The organism is Pseudomonas sp. JS425, assembly GCF_018223845.1.
GTDB classification, from domain to species: domain Bacteria; phylum Pseudomonadota; class Gammaproteobacteria; order Pseudomonadales; family Pseudomonadaceae; genus Aquipseudomonas; species Aquipseudomonas asiatica.
On the sequence record NZ_CP073661.1, the window covers coordinates 891340 to 905612 of the forward strand.

14 protein-coding genes are annotated in these 14273 nt (G+C 64.2%); 8 read left to right on the top strand and 6 right to left on the bottom strand.

The window, feature by feature from the left end; translation table 11 throughout:
- Positions 1–36: 36 nt before the first annotated feature.
- Positions 37–1005: a polyprenyl synthetase family protein gene (locus KDB76_RS04040; protein WP_003256318.1), complete on the bottom strand. Its 969-nt coding sequence runs from the start codon at positions 1003–1005 to the stop codon at positions 37–39.
- A 244-nt stretch (positions 1006–1249) separates the two neighbouring features.
- On the opposite strand from KDB76_RS04040, the gene rplU reads away from it, so the two are divergent.
- The 5 genes from rplU (at position 1250) to KDB76_RS04065 (ending at position 4938) form a co-directional block, all read left to right on the top strand.
- Entirely contained in the window at positions 1250–1564 is a 315-nt protein-coding gene (rplU, locus tag KDB76_RS04045; protein ID WP_003247466.1) for a 50S ribosomal protein L21, read from the top strand.
- A 38-nt stretch (positions 1565–1602) separates the two neighbouring features.
- Positions 1603–1860, top strand: coding sequence for a 50S ribosomal protein L27 (gene rpmA / locus KDB76_RS04050; protein WP_003247464.1), 258 nt, complete (start codon positions 1603–1605; stop codon positions 1858–1860).
- Positions 1861–2049: 189 nt separating this feature from the next.
- Complete coding sequence (cgtA, locus tag KDB76_RS04055; RefSeq protein ID WP_038408672.1) at positions 2050–3276, top strand: Obg family GTPase CgtA; 1227 nt, start codon at positions 2050–2052, stop codon at positions 3274–3276.
- 85 nt (positions 3277–3361) lie between these two features.
- Complete coding sequence (gene proB / locus KDB76_RS04060) at positions 3362–4480, top strand: glutamate 5-kinase (RefSeq protein WP_015268899.1); 1119 nt, start codon at positions 3362–3364, stop codon at positions 4478–4480.
- 5 nt (positions 4481–4485) lie between these two features.
- Positions 4486–4938: a CreA family protein gene (locus tag KDB76_RS04065; RefSeq protein ID WP_161795752.1), complete on the top strand. Its 453-nt coding sequence runs from the start codon at positions 4486–4488 to the stop codon at positions 4936–4938.
- A gap of 139 nt (positions 4939–5077) precedes the next feature.
- Here the strand turns inward: KDB76_RS04065 and mksF are convergent, their stop codons facing one another.
- The 3 genes from mksF to mksB are packed head-to-tail and all read right to left on the bottom strand — an operon-like array spanning position 5078 to position 9895.
- Positions 5078–7912, bottom strand: a complete 2835-nt coding sequence (gene mksF / locus KDB76_RS04070) for an Mks condensin complex protein MksF (RefSeq protein WP_015268901.1) — start codon at positions 7910–7912, stop codon at positions 5078–5080.
- On the bottom strand, positions 7909–8616 hold the full coding sequence (mksE, locus tag KDB76_RS04075) for an Mks condensin complex protein MksE (protein WP_013970824.1): 708 nt from the start codon (positions 8614–8616) through the stop codon (positions 7909–7911). The genes mksF and mksE overlap by 4 nt, the downstream gene beginning before the upstream one ends.
- Positions 8606–9895 carry an Mks condensin complex protein MksB gene (mksB, locus tag KDB76_RS04080; protein WP_024086237.1) on the bottom strand — a complete coding sequence of 430 codons (1290 nt, stop codon included), beginning with the start codon at positions 9893–9895 and terminating at the stop codon, positions 8606–8608. The genes mksE and mksB overlap by 11 nt, the downstream gene beginning before the upstream one ends.
- Positions 9896–10180: 285 nt before the next feature.
- Between mksB and KDB76_RS04085 the strand changes: the two genes are divergently transcribed.
- A complete protein-coding gene (locus KDB76_RS04085; RefSeq protein ID WP_038408674.1) occupies positions 10181–10966 on the top strand; it encodes a hypothetical protein in 786 nt (261 codons plus the stop codon).
- Positions 10963–11418: a ribosomal protein S18-alanine N-acetyltransferase gene (gene rimI, locus KDB76_RS04090; RefSeq protein ID WP_013970827.1), complete on the top strand. Its 456-nt coding sequence runs from the start codon at positions 10963–10965 to the stop codon at positions 11416–11418. Before KDB76_RS04085 ends, rimI begins: the two co-directional genes overlap by 4 nt.
- A 16-nt stretch (positions 11419–11434) precedes the next feature.
- Here the strand turns inward: rimI and KDB76_RS04095 are convergent, their stop codons facing one another.
- A complete protein-coding gene (locus KDB76_RS04095) occupies positions 11435–12592 on the bottom strand; it encodes a hypothetical protein (protein WP_013970828.1) in 1158 nt (385 codons plus the stop codon).
- Positions 12593–12659: 67 nt separating this feature from the next.
- Here KDB76_RS04095 and KDB76_RS04100 point away from each other — a divergent pair, with 67 nt between their 5' ends.
- Positions 12660–13241: a D-Ala-D-Ala carboxypeptidase family metallohydrolase gene (locus KDB76_RS04100; protein ID WP_038408675.1), complete on the top strand. Its 582-nt coding sequence runs from the start codon at positions 12660–12662 to the stop codon at positions 13239–13241.
- Here the strand turns inward: KDB76_RS04100 and KDB76_RS04105 are convergent.
- The gene (locus tag KDB76_RS04105; protein WP_038408677.1) at positions 13181–14098 is read right to left on the bottom strand and encodes a LysR substrate-binding domain-containing protein; all 918 of its coding nucleotides are present in this window, start codon (positions 14096–14098) and stop codon (positions 13181–13183) included. The genes KDB76_RS04100 and KDB76_RS04105 overlap by 61 nt on opposite strands.
- Positions 14099–14273: the final 175 nt, after the last annotated feature.

Below are 14273 nucleotides of genomic sequence, written 5' to 3' on the forward strand. Positions count from 1 at the left end.
AGCGGGCTTGCCCGCGAATGAAGACGACTCGGTCTATCAGTGAGTACGCGCGACAGCAAACTCGCTCAACTCGACCAGCGCATCACGATATTCGCTGGCCGGCAGCACTTCCAGGCACTGGATGGCACGCTTCACATAGTCACGCGCCAGCTCCGCCGTGTACTTCAGAGCACCCGACTCCTCGACTGCCACGCGAATCTGCTCCAGGTCTTCCAGGCCACCCTTCTGGATCGCCTGGCGCACCAGCGCAGCCTGTTCGGCGGTGCCTTCGCGCATGGTGTAGATCAGCGGCAGGGTAGGCTTGCCTTCGGCCAGGTCGTCACCGACGTTCTTGCCCAGGGTCTGCGAGTCGCCCTTGTAGTCCAGCAGGTCGTCGACCAGCTGGAACGCCACGCCCAGGTGGTCACCGAAGGTACGCAGGGCCTCGCGCTGTTCGTCGGTTGCTTCGGCCAGCGCGGCGGCGCTGTGGGTCGAAGCCTCGAACAGCATCGCGGTCTTGCCGCGGATGACCTCCATGTAGACTTCCTCGGTGGTGCTGGCGTCGCGTACCCGCGACAGCTGCAGCACTTCACCTTCGGCAATCACGCGGGTGGCCTTGGACAGGATCTGCATGACCGGCATCGAGCCCAGTTCGACCATCATCTCGAACGAGCGCGAATAGAGGAAGTCGCCCACCAGCACGCTCGGCGCGTTGCCCCACAGGGCATTGGCGGTGGAGCGGCCACGGCGCATGCCGGACATGTCGACCACGTCGTCGTGCAGCAGGGTAGCGGTGTGCAGGAATTCGATGGTGGCAGCCAGCAGGCGCAGGTCGTCGCCTTCGCGGCCCAGGGCCTTGCCACACAGCAGCACCAGCAGGGGGCGCAGGCGCTTGCCACCGGCGGACGTGATATAGTCGCCGATCTTCGATACCAGCGGCACGCGCGAGGTCAGCTGCTTCTTGATGATCTCGTCGACGGCGCTGAAATCATCAGCCACCGCGCGGTAGAAGGATTGGGGTTGCATCGGCTGCTCCAGTGAGGTTGCGCGGCATGCTAGGTCGCGGGTCCCGGTGTGTCAAGGCGCGGTGCCAGCGCCCCGGGGGCGGCACTTGCAAGCAAAACCGCGGTTGCGTACAATCGCGCACCCTAACTTCCTGGGCAGCACCTGCCTTACGCAATTGCACCGGGCCGTTCCAGCCCTGTGCAGCCATGCCAGCCAATACTCATCATATAAAGCGCTGGGTGAGCAGGATTATCGGAGAAATACCATGTCTTACGCAGTAATCGTTACCGGCGGCAAGCAGTACAAAGTCGCTGAAGGTGAATTCCTCAAGATCGAAAAACTGGAAGTCGCCACTGGCGAATCCGTGACCTTCGATCGCGTCCTGCTGGTCGCCAACGGTGAAGAAGTCACCATCGGTGCTCCAGTTGTTGCTGGCGCTAAAGTAGTGGCCGAAGTCGTTTCGCAAGGCCGCCACGACAAGGTTCGCATCATCAAGTTCCGTCGTCGTAAGCACCACATGAAGCGTATGGGCCACCGCCAGTGGTTCACCGAGATCAAAATCACCGGTATCCAGGCTTAATCCCCTAGATCCCCTGAATTTATTTGGAGAATTGAACCATGGCTCACAAGAAGGCTGGTGGTAGTACTCGTAACGGTCGCGACTCAGAATCGAAACGCCTTGGCGTGAAGATGTATGGCGGCCAGGTTATCAAGCCAGGCAACATCATCGTCCGTCAGCGCGGCACCGAATTCCACGCTGGCTACGGTGTTGGCATGGGCAAGGATCACACCTTGTTCGCCAAGATCGAAGGCGTGATCAAGTTCGAGAAAAAAGGCGAGTTCATGCGCCGTTACGTGAGCATCGTCGCCGCTTAATCGCGACGTCGCTCCAGAAGCCCCGTCATGCGACGGGGCTTTTTCGTTTGTGGTGAGCCTCTTGCAAAGCTGTTTGTATGGGCTGCCGGCGTGGGTTTCTACGGTCGTACGGGGCCGCCGCGCTCATTTTTGCAAGAGCCTCAGGTTTTTCAGGTATTCAACTCGCCAGCAGGCGAGAGGCGGTTTTGAATGAAGTTTGTTGACGAAGTATCCATTCGGGTCAAGGCCGGTGACGGTGGCAACGGTTGCATGAGCTTCCGTCGCGAGAAATTCATCGAGAACGGTGGCCCCAACGGTGGTGACGGTGGCGACGGTGGTTCGGTGTACATGATCGCCGACGAAAACCTCAACACCCTGGTCGACTATCGCTACACCCGTCACCACGAGGCCCAGCGTGGCGCCAACGGCGGCAGCACCGACTGCACCGGCAAGAAAGGCGACGACCTGTACCTGCGTGTGCCGGTCGGCACTACCGTGATCGACGCCTCCACCCAGGAAGTGATCGGTGACCTGGTCACCCCGGGCCAGAAACTGATGGTCGCCCAAGGCGGCTGGCACGGCCTGGGCAACACCCGCTTCAAGTCCAGCACCAACCGTGCACCGCGCCAGACCACCCCGGGCAAGCCAGGTGACCAGCGTGACCTGAAGATGGAAATGAAAGTGCTGGCTGACGTCGGCCTGCTGGGCCTGCCGAATGCCGGCAAGAGCACCTTCATTCGCTCGGTTTCGGCCGCCAAGCCGAAAGTGGCCGACTACCCGTTCACCACCCTGGTGCCGAACCTGGGTGTGGTCAGCGTCGACCGCTGGAAGAGCTTCGTCATCGCCGACATTCCTGGCCTGATCGAAGGTGCTTCCGAGGGCGCCGGCCTGGGTATCCGCTTCCTCAAGCACCTGGCGCGTACCCGCGTACTGCTGCACCTGGTGGACATGGCGCCGCTGGACGGAAGCAGCCCAGCCGATGCCGCCGAAGTCATCGTCAACGAGCTGACCCGCTTCAGCCCGTCGCTGGCCGAGCGTGAGCGCTGGCTGGTGCTGAACAAGGCCGACATGGTCATTGCTGACGAGCGCGACGAGCGGGTCAAGGAAGTGGTCGAGCGCCTGCAGTGGGAGGGCCCGGTCTACGTGATTTCGGCCATCTCCAAGCAGGGCACCGAAAAGCTCAGCCACGACCTGATGCGCTACCTCGAAGACCGCGCCGACCGCCTGGCCAACGACCCGGCCTACGCCGAAGAGCTGGCCGACCTCGACCAGCGCATCGAAGACGAAGCCCGTGCCCAGCTGCAGGCCCTGGACGACGCCCGTACCCTGCGCCGTACTGGTGTCAAGAGCGTGCACGACATCGGCGACGATGACGGTTGGGACGATGATTTCGAGGACGACGAAGACGGCCCGGAAATCATTTACGTGCGCGACTGACCGGTTGCAGTACACTAAACGCCGCTCTTTGGAGCGGCGTTTTTGTATCCACGGTATCTACAGATTCGACATAGGTTGGAAGAAGATGCGAAGCAAGGTGACGGGCGCCAAGCGCTGGGTCGTGAAGATTGGCAGTGCTCTGCTGACCGCCGATGGCAAAGGCCTCGATCGCGGTGCCATGGCCGTTTGGGTCGAGCAGATGGTCGCGCTGCGTGAGGCAGGCGTGGAGTTGGTACTGGTCTCCTCCGGGGCCGTGGCTGCCGGCATGAGCCAGCTGGGCTGGACGTCGCGACCGAGTGCGATGAACGAGCTGCAGGCGGCAGCCTCGATCGGCCAGATGCGCCTGGTGCAGGCCTGGGAGTCGAGCTTCGGCGAGCACGGCAAGCACACCGCGCAAATCCTGCTGACCCATGACGACCTGTCCGACCGCAAGCGCTACCTGAACGCCCGCAGCACCCTGCGCACGCTGGTCGACTTGGGCGTGGTGCCGGTGATCAACGAAAACGATACCGTGGTCACCGATGAGATCCGCTTCGGCGACAACGACACCCTGGCGGCGCTGGTGGCCAACCTGGTCGAGGCTGACCTGCTGGTGATCCTCACCGACCGCGATGGCATGTTCGACGCCGACCCGCGCAACAACCCCGAAGCCCAGCTGATCTACGAGGCTCGCGCCGACGACCCGGCACTGGATGCCGTGGCCGGCGGTACCGGTGGCGCGCTGGGTCGTGGCGGCATGCAGACCAAGCTGCGCGCCGCGCGCCTGGCTGCCCGTTCCGGTGCCCACACCATCATCATCGGTGGCCGCATCGAGCGCGTGCTGGATCGCCTCAAGGCTGGCGAACGCCTGGGTACCTTGCTGTCGCCCGAGCGCGGCATGCTTGCCGCGCGCAAGCAGTGGCTGGCCGGCCACCTGCAGACCCGTGGCACCCTGGTGCTGGATGCCGGTGCCGTGCAGGCGCTGCGCCAGGCCAACAAGAGCCTGCTGCCGGTTGGCGTGAAGACCGTGCAGGGCAGCTTCCGTCGTGGCGAAATGGTGGTGTGCGTCGGCCCGGACGGCCTGGAAGTAGCCCGTGGGCTGGCCAACTACAGCGCCCTTGAGGCGCAGAAGATCATCGGCCAGCCATCCGATGCCATCGAAAGCCTGCTGGGCTACAGTGCAGAACCGGAGTTGGTGCACCGCGACAACCTGGTGCTGGTATGAGCGTGCTGAAGCGGGTAATCGGCGTGGCGGCATTGGTGCTGCCAATGCTGGCCGGGGCCGAGGAAATCGGCCAGGTATCCACCGTGTTCAAGTTCCTCGGGCCGAATGACCGCATTGTGGTCGAGGCGTTCGACGACCCCAAGGTCGAGGGCGTGACCTGCTACCTGTCGCGGGCCAAGACCGGCGGCGTGAAGGGTGGGCTGGGGCTGGCGGAGGACCGGGCGGAGGCATCGATTGCCTGTCGCCAGGTCGGGCCGATCAACTTCAAGGGTGAGCTGAAGGATGGCGAGGAAGTGTTCAAGGAACGCACCTCGCTGGTGTTCAAGACCATGCAGGTGGTGCGCTTCCTCGACAAGAAGCGCAATACGCTGGTGTACCTGGTGTACAGCGACCGCATGATCGAAGGCAGCCCGCAGAATGCGGTGACCGCGATTCCGATTCTGCCTTGGGCTCATTGATAGCCTGACAGATCGCCGGGAGGCCTTTGGCCTCCATCGCGACACAAGGCCGCTCCCACAAAGGTCCTGCGTACACCGGTCAATGTGGGAGCGGCCTTGTGTCGCGAAAGGGCCGCAAAGCGGCCCCACTACTCCGATATCAGGCCAACTCTTCGGCCTGATGATCCTCACGCACAACCGCCTTCACCTCATCCCGACGGCTGATGAACTTCCAGTCCGCCTCGTCGATGTAGATGCCATTCGGCCCACTGCCACCTTCCAGGTCGATCGCCACGCGCGCCGACACCTGCGGCTTCACGCTCGCCAGGATCGGCACGAAGCCGAGCTGCAGGCTGGTCTCCAGCAGTGCAGCCTGGTTGCGTTCGTCGATGTCCGCCGCTTCGTCCAGGTAGTACGGCAGGCGGATACGCCCGGCCAGGTCGCGGTCCATCAGGTGCAGCAACAGGTACATGTTGGTCAGCGCCTTGATGGTCATGGTGGTGCCGTTGGATGCCGCGCCGTCGATGTCGGCATGGATCACCGGCTGGCCGTTGACCTTGGTGATCTCGAACGCCAGCTCGAACAGGTCCTTCAGGCCCAGCTGGTTGTGGTTGGCCGCCACCAGCCGTGCCAGGTATTCCTTGGCTTCTTCGTTCTTGTTGTCCTGCTCGGCGCTCTGGGTCAGGTCGAATACCGACAGGGTTTCGCCTTCTTCGTACTGACCGGCGCTGTGGATGATCTGGTCGATGTGCTTGAGCGCTTCCTTGTTCGGCGCCAGCACCACGCGGAAGCTCTCCAGGTTGGATACCTGGCGCTTGTTGATCTCGCGGTTGAACAGGGCCAGCTGGTGCTCGAGGCTGTCGTAGTCGCTGCGGATGTTGCGCAGGGTCCGGGCGATGTCGGTGACCGCCGCGCGGCGGGCCTTGGCCAAGGTCAGGGCTTCGTCGGTGCGGTGCGCGTAGGCATTCACCAGCAGCTGCAGGCGGCGTTCCATGTCGTCTTCACTGTCGAACTTGGCCACGCCTTTCAGGCGCACCTGGGCGTACAGCGCCTCGATCTGGTTGTCCACCCGCTGCAGGCTCTGCCAGCTGTCCTGGTAGTCGTTGAGCAGTGGCAGCAGGTTGTCCATCGAGTCGTCGATGGCTTCCATGTACGGCGTGCCGTAGGGCAGGTCGGCCGGCAGCAGCTGGCGACGGCGCAGGGCGTCTTCCAGGGTGCGCTGCTTGGCCTCGAGGTCGCCGATCTGCCGGCCGACCAGCTGCAGCTTGGCCGACAGCTGCTGGACACGTTCAGTGAAGGCGTCGCTGGAGCGTTTGAGTTCGTCCTGGGCGGCTTCGAGCTGCGACAGCTGCTCCAGCTTCTCGGGCTCTTCGGCGGCCAGGGTTTCGCTGCGGCGGAAGTCTTCCAGCGCTTTTTGCGCGTCCAGTACTTCCTGGTACAGGGCCTCGGTCTGCGCCTTGGAGGCGGAGCGGTCGGCGGCCACGGCTTGCTGGGTCTTGAGCTGCTTCAGCTCTTTTTCCAGGCGCTCTTTCTGGTCACGCAGGGCGGCACGGTCGGCCAGGGCCTGCAGTGCCGGTGGGTCGATGTGCGACAGGTCGATGGACAGGCCCGGGGCTTCGAAGCGTTCGCCCTTGAAGCCGTCGAGCACCGCTTCCAGCGATTTTACCCACAGGTCGCTGTCGTCCAGTTCGATACCGCGGTCACCCAGCGGCAGGCTGAACAGCGCGCCATTGAACAGGCGCATCAGGCGGTCGACGTCCTGCTGCGAGAACTCTTCGCGCAGGCGGGCGTAGCTGTTGTTGTCGGCGTGGTCGAGCTGTTGCTTGACCTGCTTCAGGCGCTTTTCCAGGTCGCGGACGCGTTCGTCCAGGTCTTCGGCGCTGAACTGCCGCGACTGGGCCAGGGCGCCGGCCAGTTCGTCGTGGGCGTCCTTGGCCGCCAGCAGTTGCTGCTCCAGCACCTTGACGTCATCGACCAGGGCGAAGCGATGTTTGAGCACCGACAGTTCGCCCAGCCAGCGCTGGATACCGGTGATTTCACGCTCCAGGCGCATCAGTTCCTGAGTACCGCCGCGCTGGTCGTTCTGCAGGCGGTCCTGCTCGCCACGGTAGTGCTCGGCCTGGATCACCAGCTCTTCCTTGCGCGCCATGGCGTATTCCTGCCAGGTGCCCAGCAGGGTGTCGAGCACTGGTGAAATGCGGTGCAGCTTGCCGCGCAGGATGTCGCGCTGGGCCACTCCACCGGCCAGGGCCTCGACCAGCGGGCCGGCGGCGACCAGGGCGTTGTAGTCCTGTTCCATGCGGCGCACGTCGCGGAAGGCTTCCTCGCATGCGGCGATGTAGTCGACGCTACCGGAGCGCAGGCTGTGCTCGAAAGCGTCGAGGAACAGCTGCTTGAGCTTGGCGGCGGTGATTTCGCGCATGTGCAGCAGGTTGATGAACAGCGCGCGGAAGGTTTTCAGGCTTTGCTCGCTGGTCGAGCGCAGCGGGATCATGGTCAGGTCCAGCGGCACCGAGGTGTGGCCACCGACCAGCAGACGACGCAGTTCGTCCGGCTTCAGCTCGTAGGCCTTGATCCCCAGGCGCTCGAGGTTGGTGAACAGCTCTTTCTGGCGCAGGCACGTGTCGTTCTTCTGGTAGTGGGCCAGGTCCAGTTCGCCCTTGTAGGCAAAGAACTGGTGGCCGAAACCGCCGCCCGGGCCGCGGCCGACGACGCCGATGACGTGCGGGCCGTGGGGCAGGCTCAGTTCGCAGAGAATGTACGAGGTATCGCTGGCGAAGTAGAAGCGGCGCGACTGCTCGAGGCTGTACTTGCCGAAGCTCATGTCCGACATGCGCGCCAGGATCGGGAACTGCAGGGCGTTGATCGACGCCGATTTACCCAGGTTGTTGGCACCGTATACCGACAGTGGGTGCTCCAACGGGAACAGGCCAAGGCTGTAGCCGGCGGTGTTGAGCAGTGCGAAGCGGCGGATGCCGTAGCGTTCCTGGCTCATGCGTCAATCTCCTGTTGCTCTTCGCGGATGGCCCGGGCCAGGGCTTCCTCTTCGCTTTCCTCGCCCTCGAAGGGGCTGAGGTCGAGCGGGTCGTCGGTGCGGTTGAGTTCTTCGGGGCTTTCTTCCTCGACCAGTACCGGGGTCGGCAGCGGCAGGTCGCTGTGCAGGGTGGCTGCCAGGTCGCGGTCCTGCTGTACGGCCAGGCACACGTCGAGGAAGCGATGCATCGGCGGCAGGAAGCGGTAGATGCCGCCTTCCTCGAAGGCGAAGCCGAGCTGGGTCATGCGGCGCAGGATTTTTTCTTCCAGCTCGTCCACGGTCTGCACTTCGGCCTGCAGGAACAGGTCGCGGTACTTGTCCAGCAGCGAGGGCAGTTCGTCACGGCCGATGCTGCCGCCATCGAGCACGGCCATCGGGTCGCGGCCCTGGTCGGCCAGGTGTTCGACCAGGATGAAGGTGAACAGCGACAGGCGCTGCGCGGTCTTGTTGACCTGCGCGGCAGTCATGTCCGGCACGAAGTAGTAGAAGCCACGGGTGTCGCACACCAGTTCGAAGCCCAGGGCCTTGAACAGGGTGCGGTACTGGTCCTGGAAGTTCGACAGCTGGGCATACAGCTCGGGGTCGCGGCGGCTGACGTGGAAGCCTTTGAACAGCTCGCGGAAGATCGGCGCGAGCTGGGACAGTTCGGAAAGATCAAGATGCATGGGCTGGGCTCGCGTTGGATTCGGTAGGCGCGCTGGCGGCGTCTTCGCGGCTGGAGGTCAGGGCGAACGAGCGCAGGCTGACCAGGTGTTCCTGGGTGATGTACTCGCGGCGGTCGAGGCGTTCGCGCTTGAAGCGCTTTTCCCGCGACAGGCGCGAGAACCAGTACAGCAGCTCGTCGGTGGCGCCTTCGGGTTCCTGCTCCAGCAGCCAGACCATCAGGTCGGGCAGCGGCAGGGCCTGTTCGCAGCGTTCGGCCATTTCCTTGACCGTGCGCGGTGCACGGGGCAGGGCGCCGGACTGGGTCTTGTGGGCCTTGGGGAAGCGCGCCGGCTTGGGCTCGAAGCGGGCCAGGGCGTAGACATAGGCCTCGACCTGGCTGGCGCTGCCGAGGAAAGTGCTTTGCGGGCGGGTGAACATCGGCATGGCCGCTTGCGGTACGGCGTCGATGCCCTTGCGCCGGATCACCGACAGGGCCAGTGCGGCGCCACGGGTCACGGCGTTGTGCCGGCGGGCTTCTTCACGCAGCGGCAGCAGCAGTTCGCGGGCGTGGCGCAGGGTCAGCTGGGCGCTGGTCTGCATTTCCAGGATGCGCGCATGGGTCCGCAGCAGCATGTCGTCGTCGACCAGGTGGCCCAGGCGCGCCTGTTCGCCCAGCAGCTTCAGCAGCACGGTCTCGACCTTGCGCACGCCCTGTTCGAAGGCGCCGTCGGCGTTGACCAGCTGGATCATCGGCTCGACATACTCGTCCCAGGTCGCCAGTACTTCGGCATAGCGCTGGCGCAGCGGGATCTGGCGGTTGCTGGTCTTGGCCCGCTCGGCCACGGCCACCAGTGCCTGTTCGTCGTTGTCGAGCTTCTTCAGTACATCGCGCACGCGCATGTCGAGCAGGCGCAGCTGGCGCGCCAGGTCGTCGCTGTCGCGGTTGTCGAAGGCGTCCTGAATATGCCCGGCCAGGCGCTCCAGGTGGCGCAGGTAGGCTTCGATCTCCAGGCACAGGCCCAGCCGGTGTTCGCGGCGCAGGTAGGCGAGGAAGTCGTGGATCTGCGCGTTGAGCTCGAAACGGTTCGGGCTCTTGGCCACCGGGACCAGGATATCCAGGCGGATCCACACGTCGAGCAGCTGGGTGATGTCCTGCGGGGTGCTCTCGACCTGCTGGCGGGCCACATGCTGACGCAATTCGACCAGGCTCAGGGTGCCCTGGTCGAAACGCTCGCACAGCGGCTCGATCAGGGCCCAGTGTTCGGCTAGGGCGCGCAGGACGCGCTTGGGTTCGATCATTGGCTTCGACTCGTTGCCAAGAAAAAGGGGGCGATTGTACTGCATCCGGGGGGGAGGTTTTCACCCCTTGGTCTGTAATGAGAGATAACCTTTGTCGTTGTACGGGATTCACTGGCCCTTTCGCGGGTGAACCCGCTCCCACAGGGCCTTGCGCAGTACCGGTGGGAGCGGGTTCACCCGCGAAAGGGCCGGTGCAGGCAATAAAAATCCGCCGACCAGTTGCGGCACTCGAATGCCAACGGCGTTAGAATGGCCCTTTGTCTTCACCCCTCGGAACCCCGTCCCTTGCTCACCGAACCCCGTCGCCGCGCCTACCTTTCCGCCATGCAAGTGGTGCACTGGCTGCCGCGCGCCGAACTGCCGTTCGCCGCACCGTCGCGGCCCGAGCTGCTGCTGCCGGTGGCGCCGGTCGAGGATCTCGACTTCGACGTCAGGCCGCCACCGGCTGCCAACGAGGCGCCAGTCACCCCACAGGCCCGCTCCGGCGAGCGGCCGAAAATCGAGATTCCGCGCCCGGGCAGTGCGCCCAAGCCGGCCGCCAAGCCTGTCGAGGCCGAGGAGCAAGCCACGCCACCGCGCCCGGCCATGGTGCCACCCCCGCGCTTCTCGCTGCAGCTGCTGCGAGCCGGCAGCTGCCTGCTACTGGTGGAGTTGGCCACCGGCCAGCCGTTCCAGAGCCGCGACCCGTCGTACCTGCTGCTCAAGGACATGCTGCGCGCCGCCGGCCTGCCCGACGCACCGCAGATCATCGGCGAGCCGGTGCGCTGGCCGCTGCTGGTGCGCGGCAACATGGACCAGGGCCCGGAGGCGGCGCGCGATTTTGTCCAGGGCTTTGTCCAGGCGCGCTTGGAGGACGCCCCGTGCACCTGCCTGTGGCTGGTCGGCCTGCCGGCGCTGCGCTTTGCCGCCAATGTCGACGGCGAAGCCTATTACCAAACCCTGAAGCTCGAGGGCCTGGGCGAAGCCTGGGCCTTGCCGGGCCTTGAACTGTTGATGGACGAGCCGCAGCGCAAGGCGGACGTCTGGAAAGCCATGCGCCAGCTGATGGCGCGCTGGAAGAGCGTTGAATGAGTGACTCGATCAGCTTCCGCCGGATGACCGAGGCGGATCTGGATGCCGTACTTAAGATCGAATATGCCGCGTTCAGTCATCCCTGGACTCGAGGGATCTTTCAGGATGCGCTCAAATCGTATGAAGTCTGGCTGATGTTCGACGGCCAGCAGCAGGTGGGCCATGGCGTGATCAACGTGATCATCGACGAGGCCCACCTGCTCAACATCACCGTCAAGCCGGAAAACCAGGGCCGCGGCCTGGGCCTGCGGCTGCTCGAGCATCTGATGGCCCGGGCCTACCAGCTCAATGGCCGCGAGTGCTTCCTGGAGGTGCGTGCCAGCAACCAGTCGGCCTATCGTTTGTACGAACGCTTTGGTTTCAACGAAATCGGCCGCCGCCGCGACTATTACCCGGTTGCCGGCGGCCGTGAAGACGCCTTGGTGATGGCCTGCACCCTGCTCGAAGATTGAGCAGGGCGGGCTTCAATCACAGGTCCTGTGGCTGAGCCTCCATCGGCTTGGCCAGGTCGCGCAGGCTTCTGGTCACGCTGCCGGTATTGCATTTTGCCGCCGCCTGCTCCGGCGTGTACTTGCGAATGGTGCGGAAGAACAGCTCGCAGGTTTGTTTCTTTTGTGTAACCTGCCACTTGGTCGAGCAGGCATCCAGCGTCAGCTTGGCATCGGCCCGTTGATTGCGCCCCATCCCTGCCTGCCAGCAGGCTGCCGTCAGGTCCTGCCCCATCATTTTCAAGCCGGCAGCATCAGCTGCATCCTGGTCGCCGCCGTGGCTGTCCTTGTTTGCCGCATACCAGATGGCACTAGGGTGGTTGGCACCCAGTACCGGTACCTTGGCACCTGCCTGCGGGCTGATGCTGACCAGGCCCAGCACATTCACCTGCGGCCCGTACTGCTGCTGGATCCAGCTGCGTACCGGCGCGCCGAATGCCACCATCGGCAGAGGCCTGGCGGGGTTTTGCAGGGTCATCTCGCTGACCATGCGCACCTGGTAGTCCTTGAAGTAGCTGTAGGTTTCCTTCAGCGTTTCACCCGCGCTGGCGGGCGCGGCGATGGGAGCGATATCGATGATGGTCTGGTAGGCCGGGGTCTGGCTGGCGTCGACGCCATTGAATGTCAACAGCTCGGCCCAGCGGTCGGTGGTGTTGGAGCGCAGGTAGTCCTGGGCCTGGGTCAGCGAGTAGTCCGGCGGGAAGTGCAGCAGTTCGATGCTGCGGCGGTTCTGCAGGGCCATGCCCAGCGGCAGGAACAGATACCAGTCGTAGGACCATTTGCCGTCCTCGTTCAGCCGGGTGGCCGCCTGATAGGCCAGTTCACCGCTGTCGAGCAGCTTGCGCAGGGGTTTTGCATAGTTGGCGGGTACGCCACTGATGGTTGCGTGCAGGCGATCGTTGTCGCGGCTTACATGCACCTGGGCCGCGGCATGGCCGTCGCGGCGTACGCTCTGAGTCAGATAGTGTTCTACGGTTTGCTCCAGGGTCCAGTCGCGATAACAGATCACGTGACAGTTGTTGGGGAAGGCGAAAAGGCGGGTGACGCGCTGGGCGTCGCCCAGGTCGATTCGCGCATCGGCGGCTGCAAGGCCGCTGAAGGCCAGGGCGGCAAGGCTCGGTAATGCCATCTTGTGCATGCTTAACTCCTTGTTGGGCGCAGCCGTATTCGGCAGCGTGGCACATACTGTGGCAAGGGGAGCAGGGATGAAAAGGGCAGGATGGCTGCCGCTGGTGCTGGGCATGTTGGGTGCAGGAGCGCAGGCCGATGAGCGTGATATCTGGTTGTTCGCGCAATGGGCCGGGGACCATCAGACACGGCCATTTCGCGAGATGCTTGTGGATGCCCGTCTTTATGGCGTGGTGCCGATCCATCAGCTGCTGCGTTCGGCTTCGGACTGGAAGCAGTGCCACGCGTCCCCCTTCGCCGTGCCGCCCGCCAGCAACTGGCCGGCAGTGCGCTCGACGCTCTCGCTGATAAAGACGCTTCATGACCAGGGCATCCTGCGTCAGTTCGAAGTGGTTTCAGCCTATCGAGCCCCGCGCCTGAATGCCTGCGCCGGCGGGGCGGCCAACAGCGCCCATACCCGGGCGTTCGCTGTCGATATCCTGCTGCCCGACTGGGCGGACCCCAACCCGCTGTGCCGGTTCTGGCAGCAATACGGCCAGGCCTGGAACATGGGCCTGGGGCGCTACCCCTCCGGGCGTATTCATGTGGATACCGCGGGTTACCGTACCTGGGGTGGTGACGGCCGTGCGGGTTCGTCGTTCTGTACCAAGCCCAGATGACCCAGGCAGCTCCTGCATTCGCCCATCACCCACGTGGCGAAGCGCTGGCGCTTGCCGTCGTCTTCCAGCGGCAAGGGGCTGAGCAGGTGGTAGGCCGAGCCGTCACGCACGAAGCCGAACGGTGCCTGCAACTGCCCATTGTCGAGTTCGTCGCGCACCATGAGGGCTGAGGCCATGGCCAGGCCCAGGCCGGCGCTGGCGGCCTGAATCGACAGGTAGAAGTGCTGGTAGTCGCTGCGCTCGGTGTGCCGGACCTGTTGGCCGCTCAGGCGCAGCCAGTTGGGCCAGGCGCCGGGGCGGGTGGCGCTGTGCAGCAGGCGCTGGCCTTCGAGTTGGAGGGGGGCGGTGGGGTGGCAGACCGGGCCGATCCATTCGTCGCAGATCTTCTGGTTGTACAGCTGTTTGTCCCAGTGGAAGTCATCGCGGCGAATTGCCAGGTCGATACCGCTACGTGCGAAATCCAATGGCCCGCCAGCGGCCACCAGGTGCAACTGCAGGTCGGGATGGGCGGCGTGTAAGCGGGGCAGGCGCGGGATCAGCCAGCGCATGGCGATGGTCGGCTCGCACGACAGCACCAGTACGTTGTCGCGGGCCTGTTGTTGCAAACGCTGCACGGCGCCTTCGAGCTGCTCGAAGATCGCCTGGGTAGTGCCCTGCAAGGCACGGCCGGCAGGGGTGAGGAAAATGGCCCGGTTGCGGCGCTCGAACAACTCCACACCAAGGCTTTCTTCAAGCAGACGCACCTGGCGGCTGACGGCGCCATGGGTGACATGCAGGTGCTCGGCGGCGCGCACGAAGCTCTCGGTCTGGGCGGCTATGTCGAAGTAGCGGAAGGCGTTGAGTGGCGGCAGTTTCATGGCATTCCTGTTTGTCTGTGCCGACCTCTCGCGGGTAAACCCGCTCCCACAGGTGATACGCCGCCCCTGTAGGAGCGGGTTTACCCGCGAAGAGGCCGACACAGGCTCTAGATATCTGTGAGGAAAGCTATCAGATTTGCTTCACTATAAATCGATTTTTCCTGGTCTATAAGCT

Excerpts from the sequence above, each read along its gene's own strand:
- KDB76_RS04100 (WP_038408675.1), top strand. The coding sequence starts at position 12,660 with ATGAAAAGGGCAGGATGGCTGCCGCTGGTGCTGGGCATGTTGGGTGCA.
- mksE (WP_013970824.1), bottom strand. The coding sequence starts at position 8,616 with ATGCATCTTGATCTTTCCGAACTGTCCCAGCTCGCGCCGATCTTCCGC.
- rimI (WP_013970827.1), top strand. The coding sequence starts at position 10,963 with ATGAGTGACTCGATCAGCTTCCGCCGGATGACCGAGGCGGATCTGGAT.
- rpmA (WP_003247464.1), top strand. The coding sequence starts at position 1,603 with ATGGCTCACAAGAAGGCTGGTGGTAGTACTCGTAACGGTCGCGACTCA.
- cgtA (WP_038408672.1), top strand. The coding sequence starts at position 2,050 with ATGAAGTTTGTTGACGAAGTATCCATTCGGGTCAAGGCCGGTGACGGT.
- rplU (WP_003247466.1), top strand. The coding sequence starts at position 1,250 with ATGTCTTACGCAGTAATCGTTACCGGCGGCAAGCAGTACAAAGTCGCT.
- KDB76_RS04105 (WP_038408677.1), bottom strand. The coding sequence starts at position 14,098 with ATGAAACTGCCGCCACTCAACGCCTTCCGCTACTTCGACATAGCCGCC.
- mksB (WP_024086237.1), bottom strand. The coding sequence starts at position 9,895 with ATGATCGAACCCAAGCGCGTCCTGCGCGCCCTAGCCGAACACTGGGCC.
- KDB76_RS04095 (WP_013970828.1), bottom strand. The coding sequence starts at position 12,592 with ATGCACAAGATGGCATTACCGAGCCTTGCCGCCCTGGCCTTCAGCGGC.
- KDB76_RS04040 (WP_003256318.1), bottom strand. The coding sequence starts at position 1,005 with ATGCAACCCCAATCCTTCTACCGCGCGGTGGCTGATGATTTCAGCGCC.
- proB (WP_015268899.1), top strand. The coding sequence starts at position 3,362 with ATGCGAAGCAAGGTGACGGGCGCCAAGCGCTGGGTCGTGAAGATTGGC.
- mksF (WP_015268901.1), bottom strand. The coding sequence starts at position 7,912 with ATGAGCCAGGAACGCTACGGCATCCGCCGCTTCGCACTGCTCAACACC.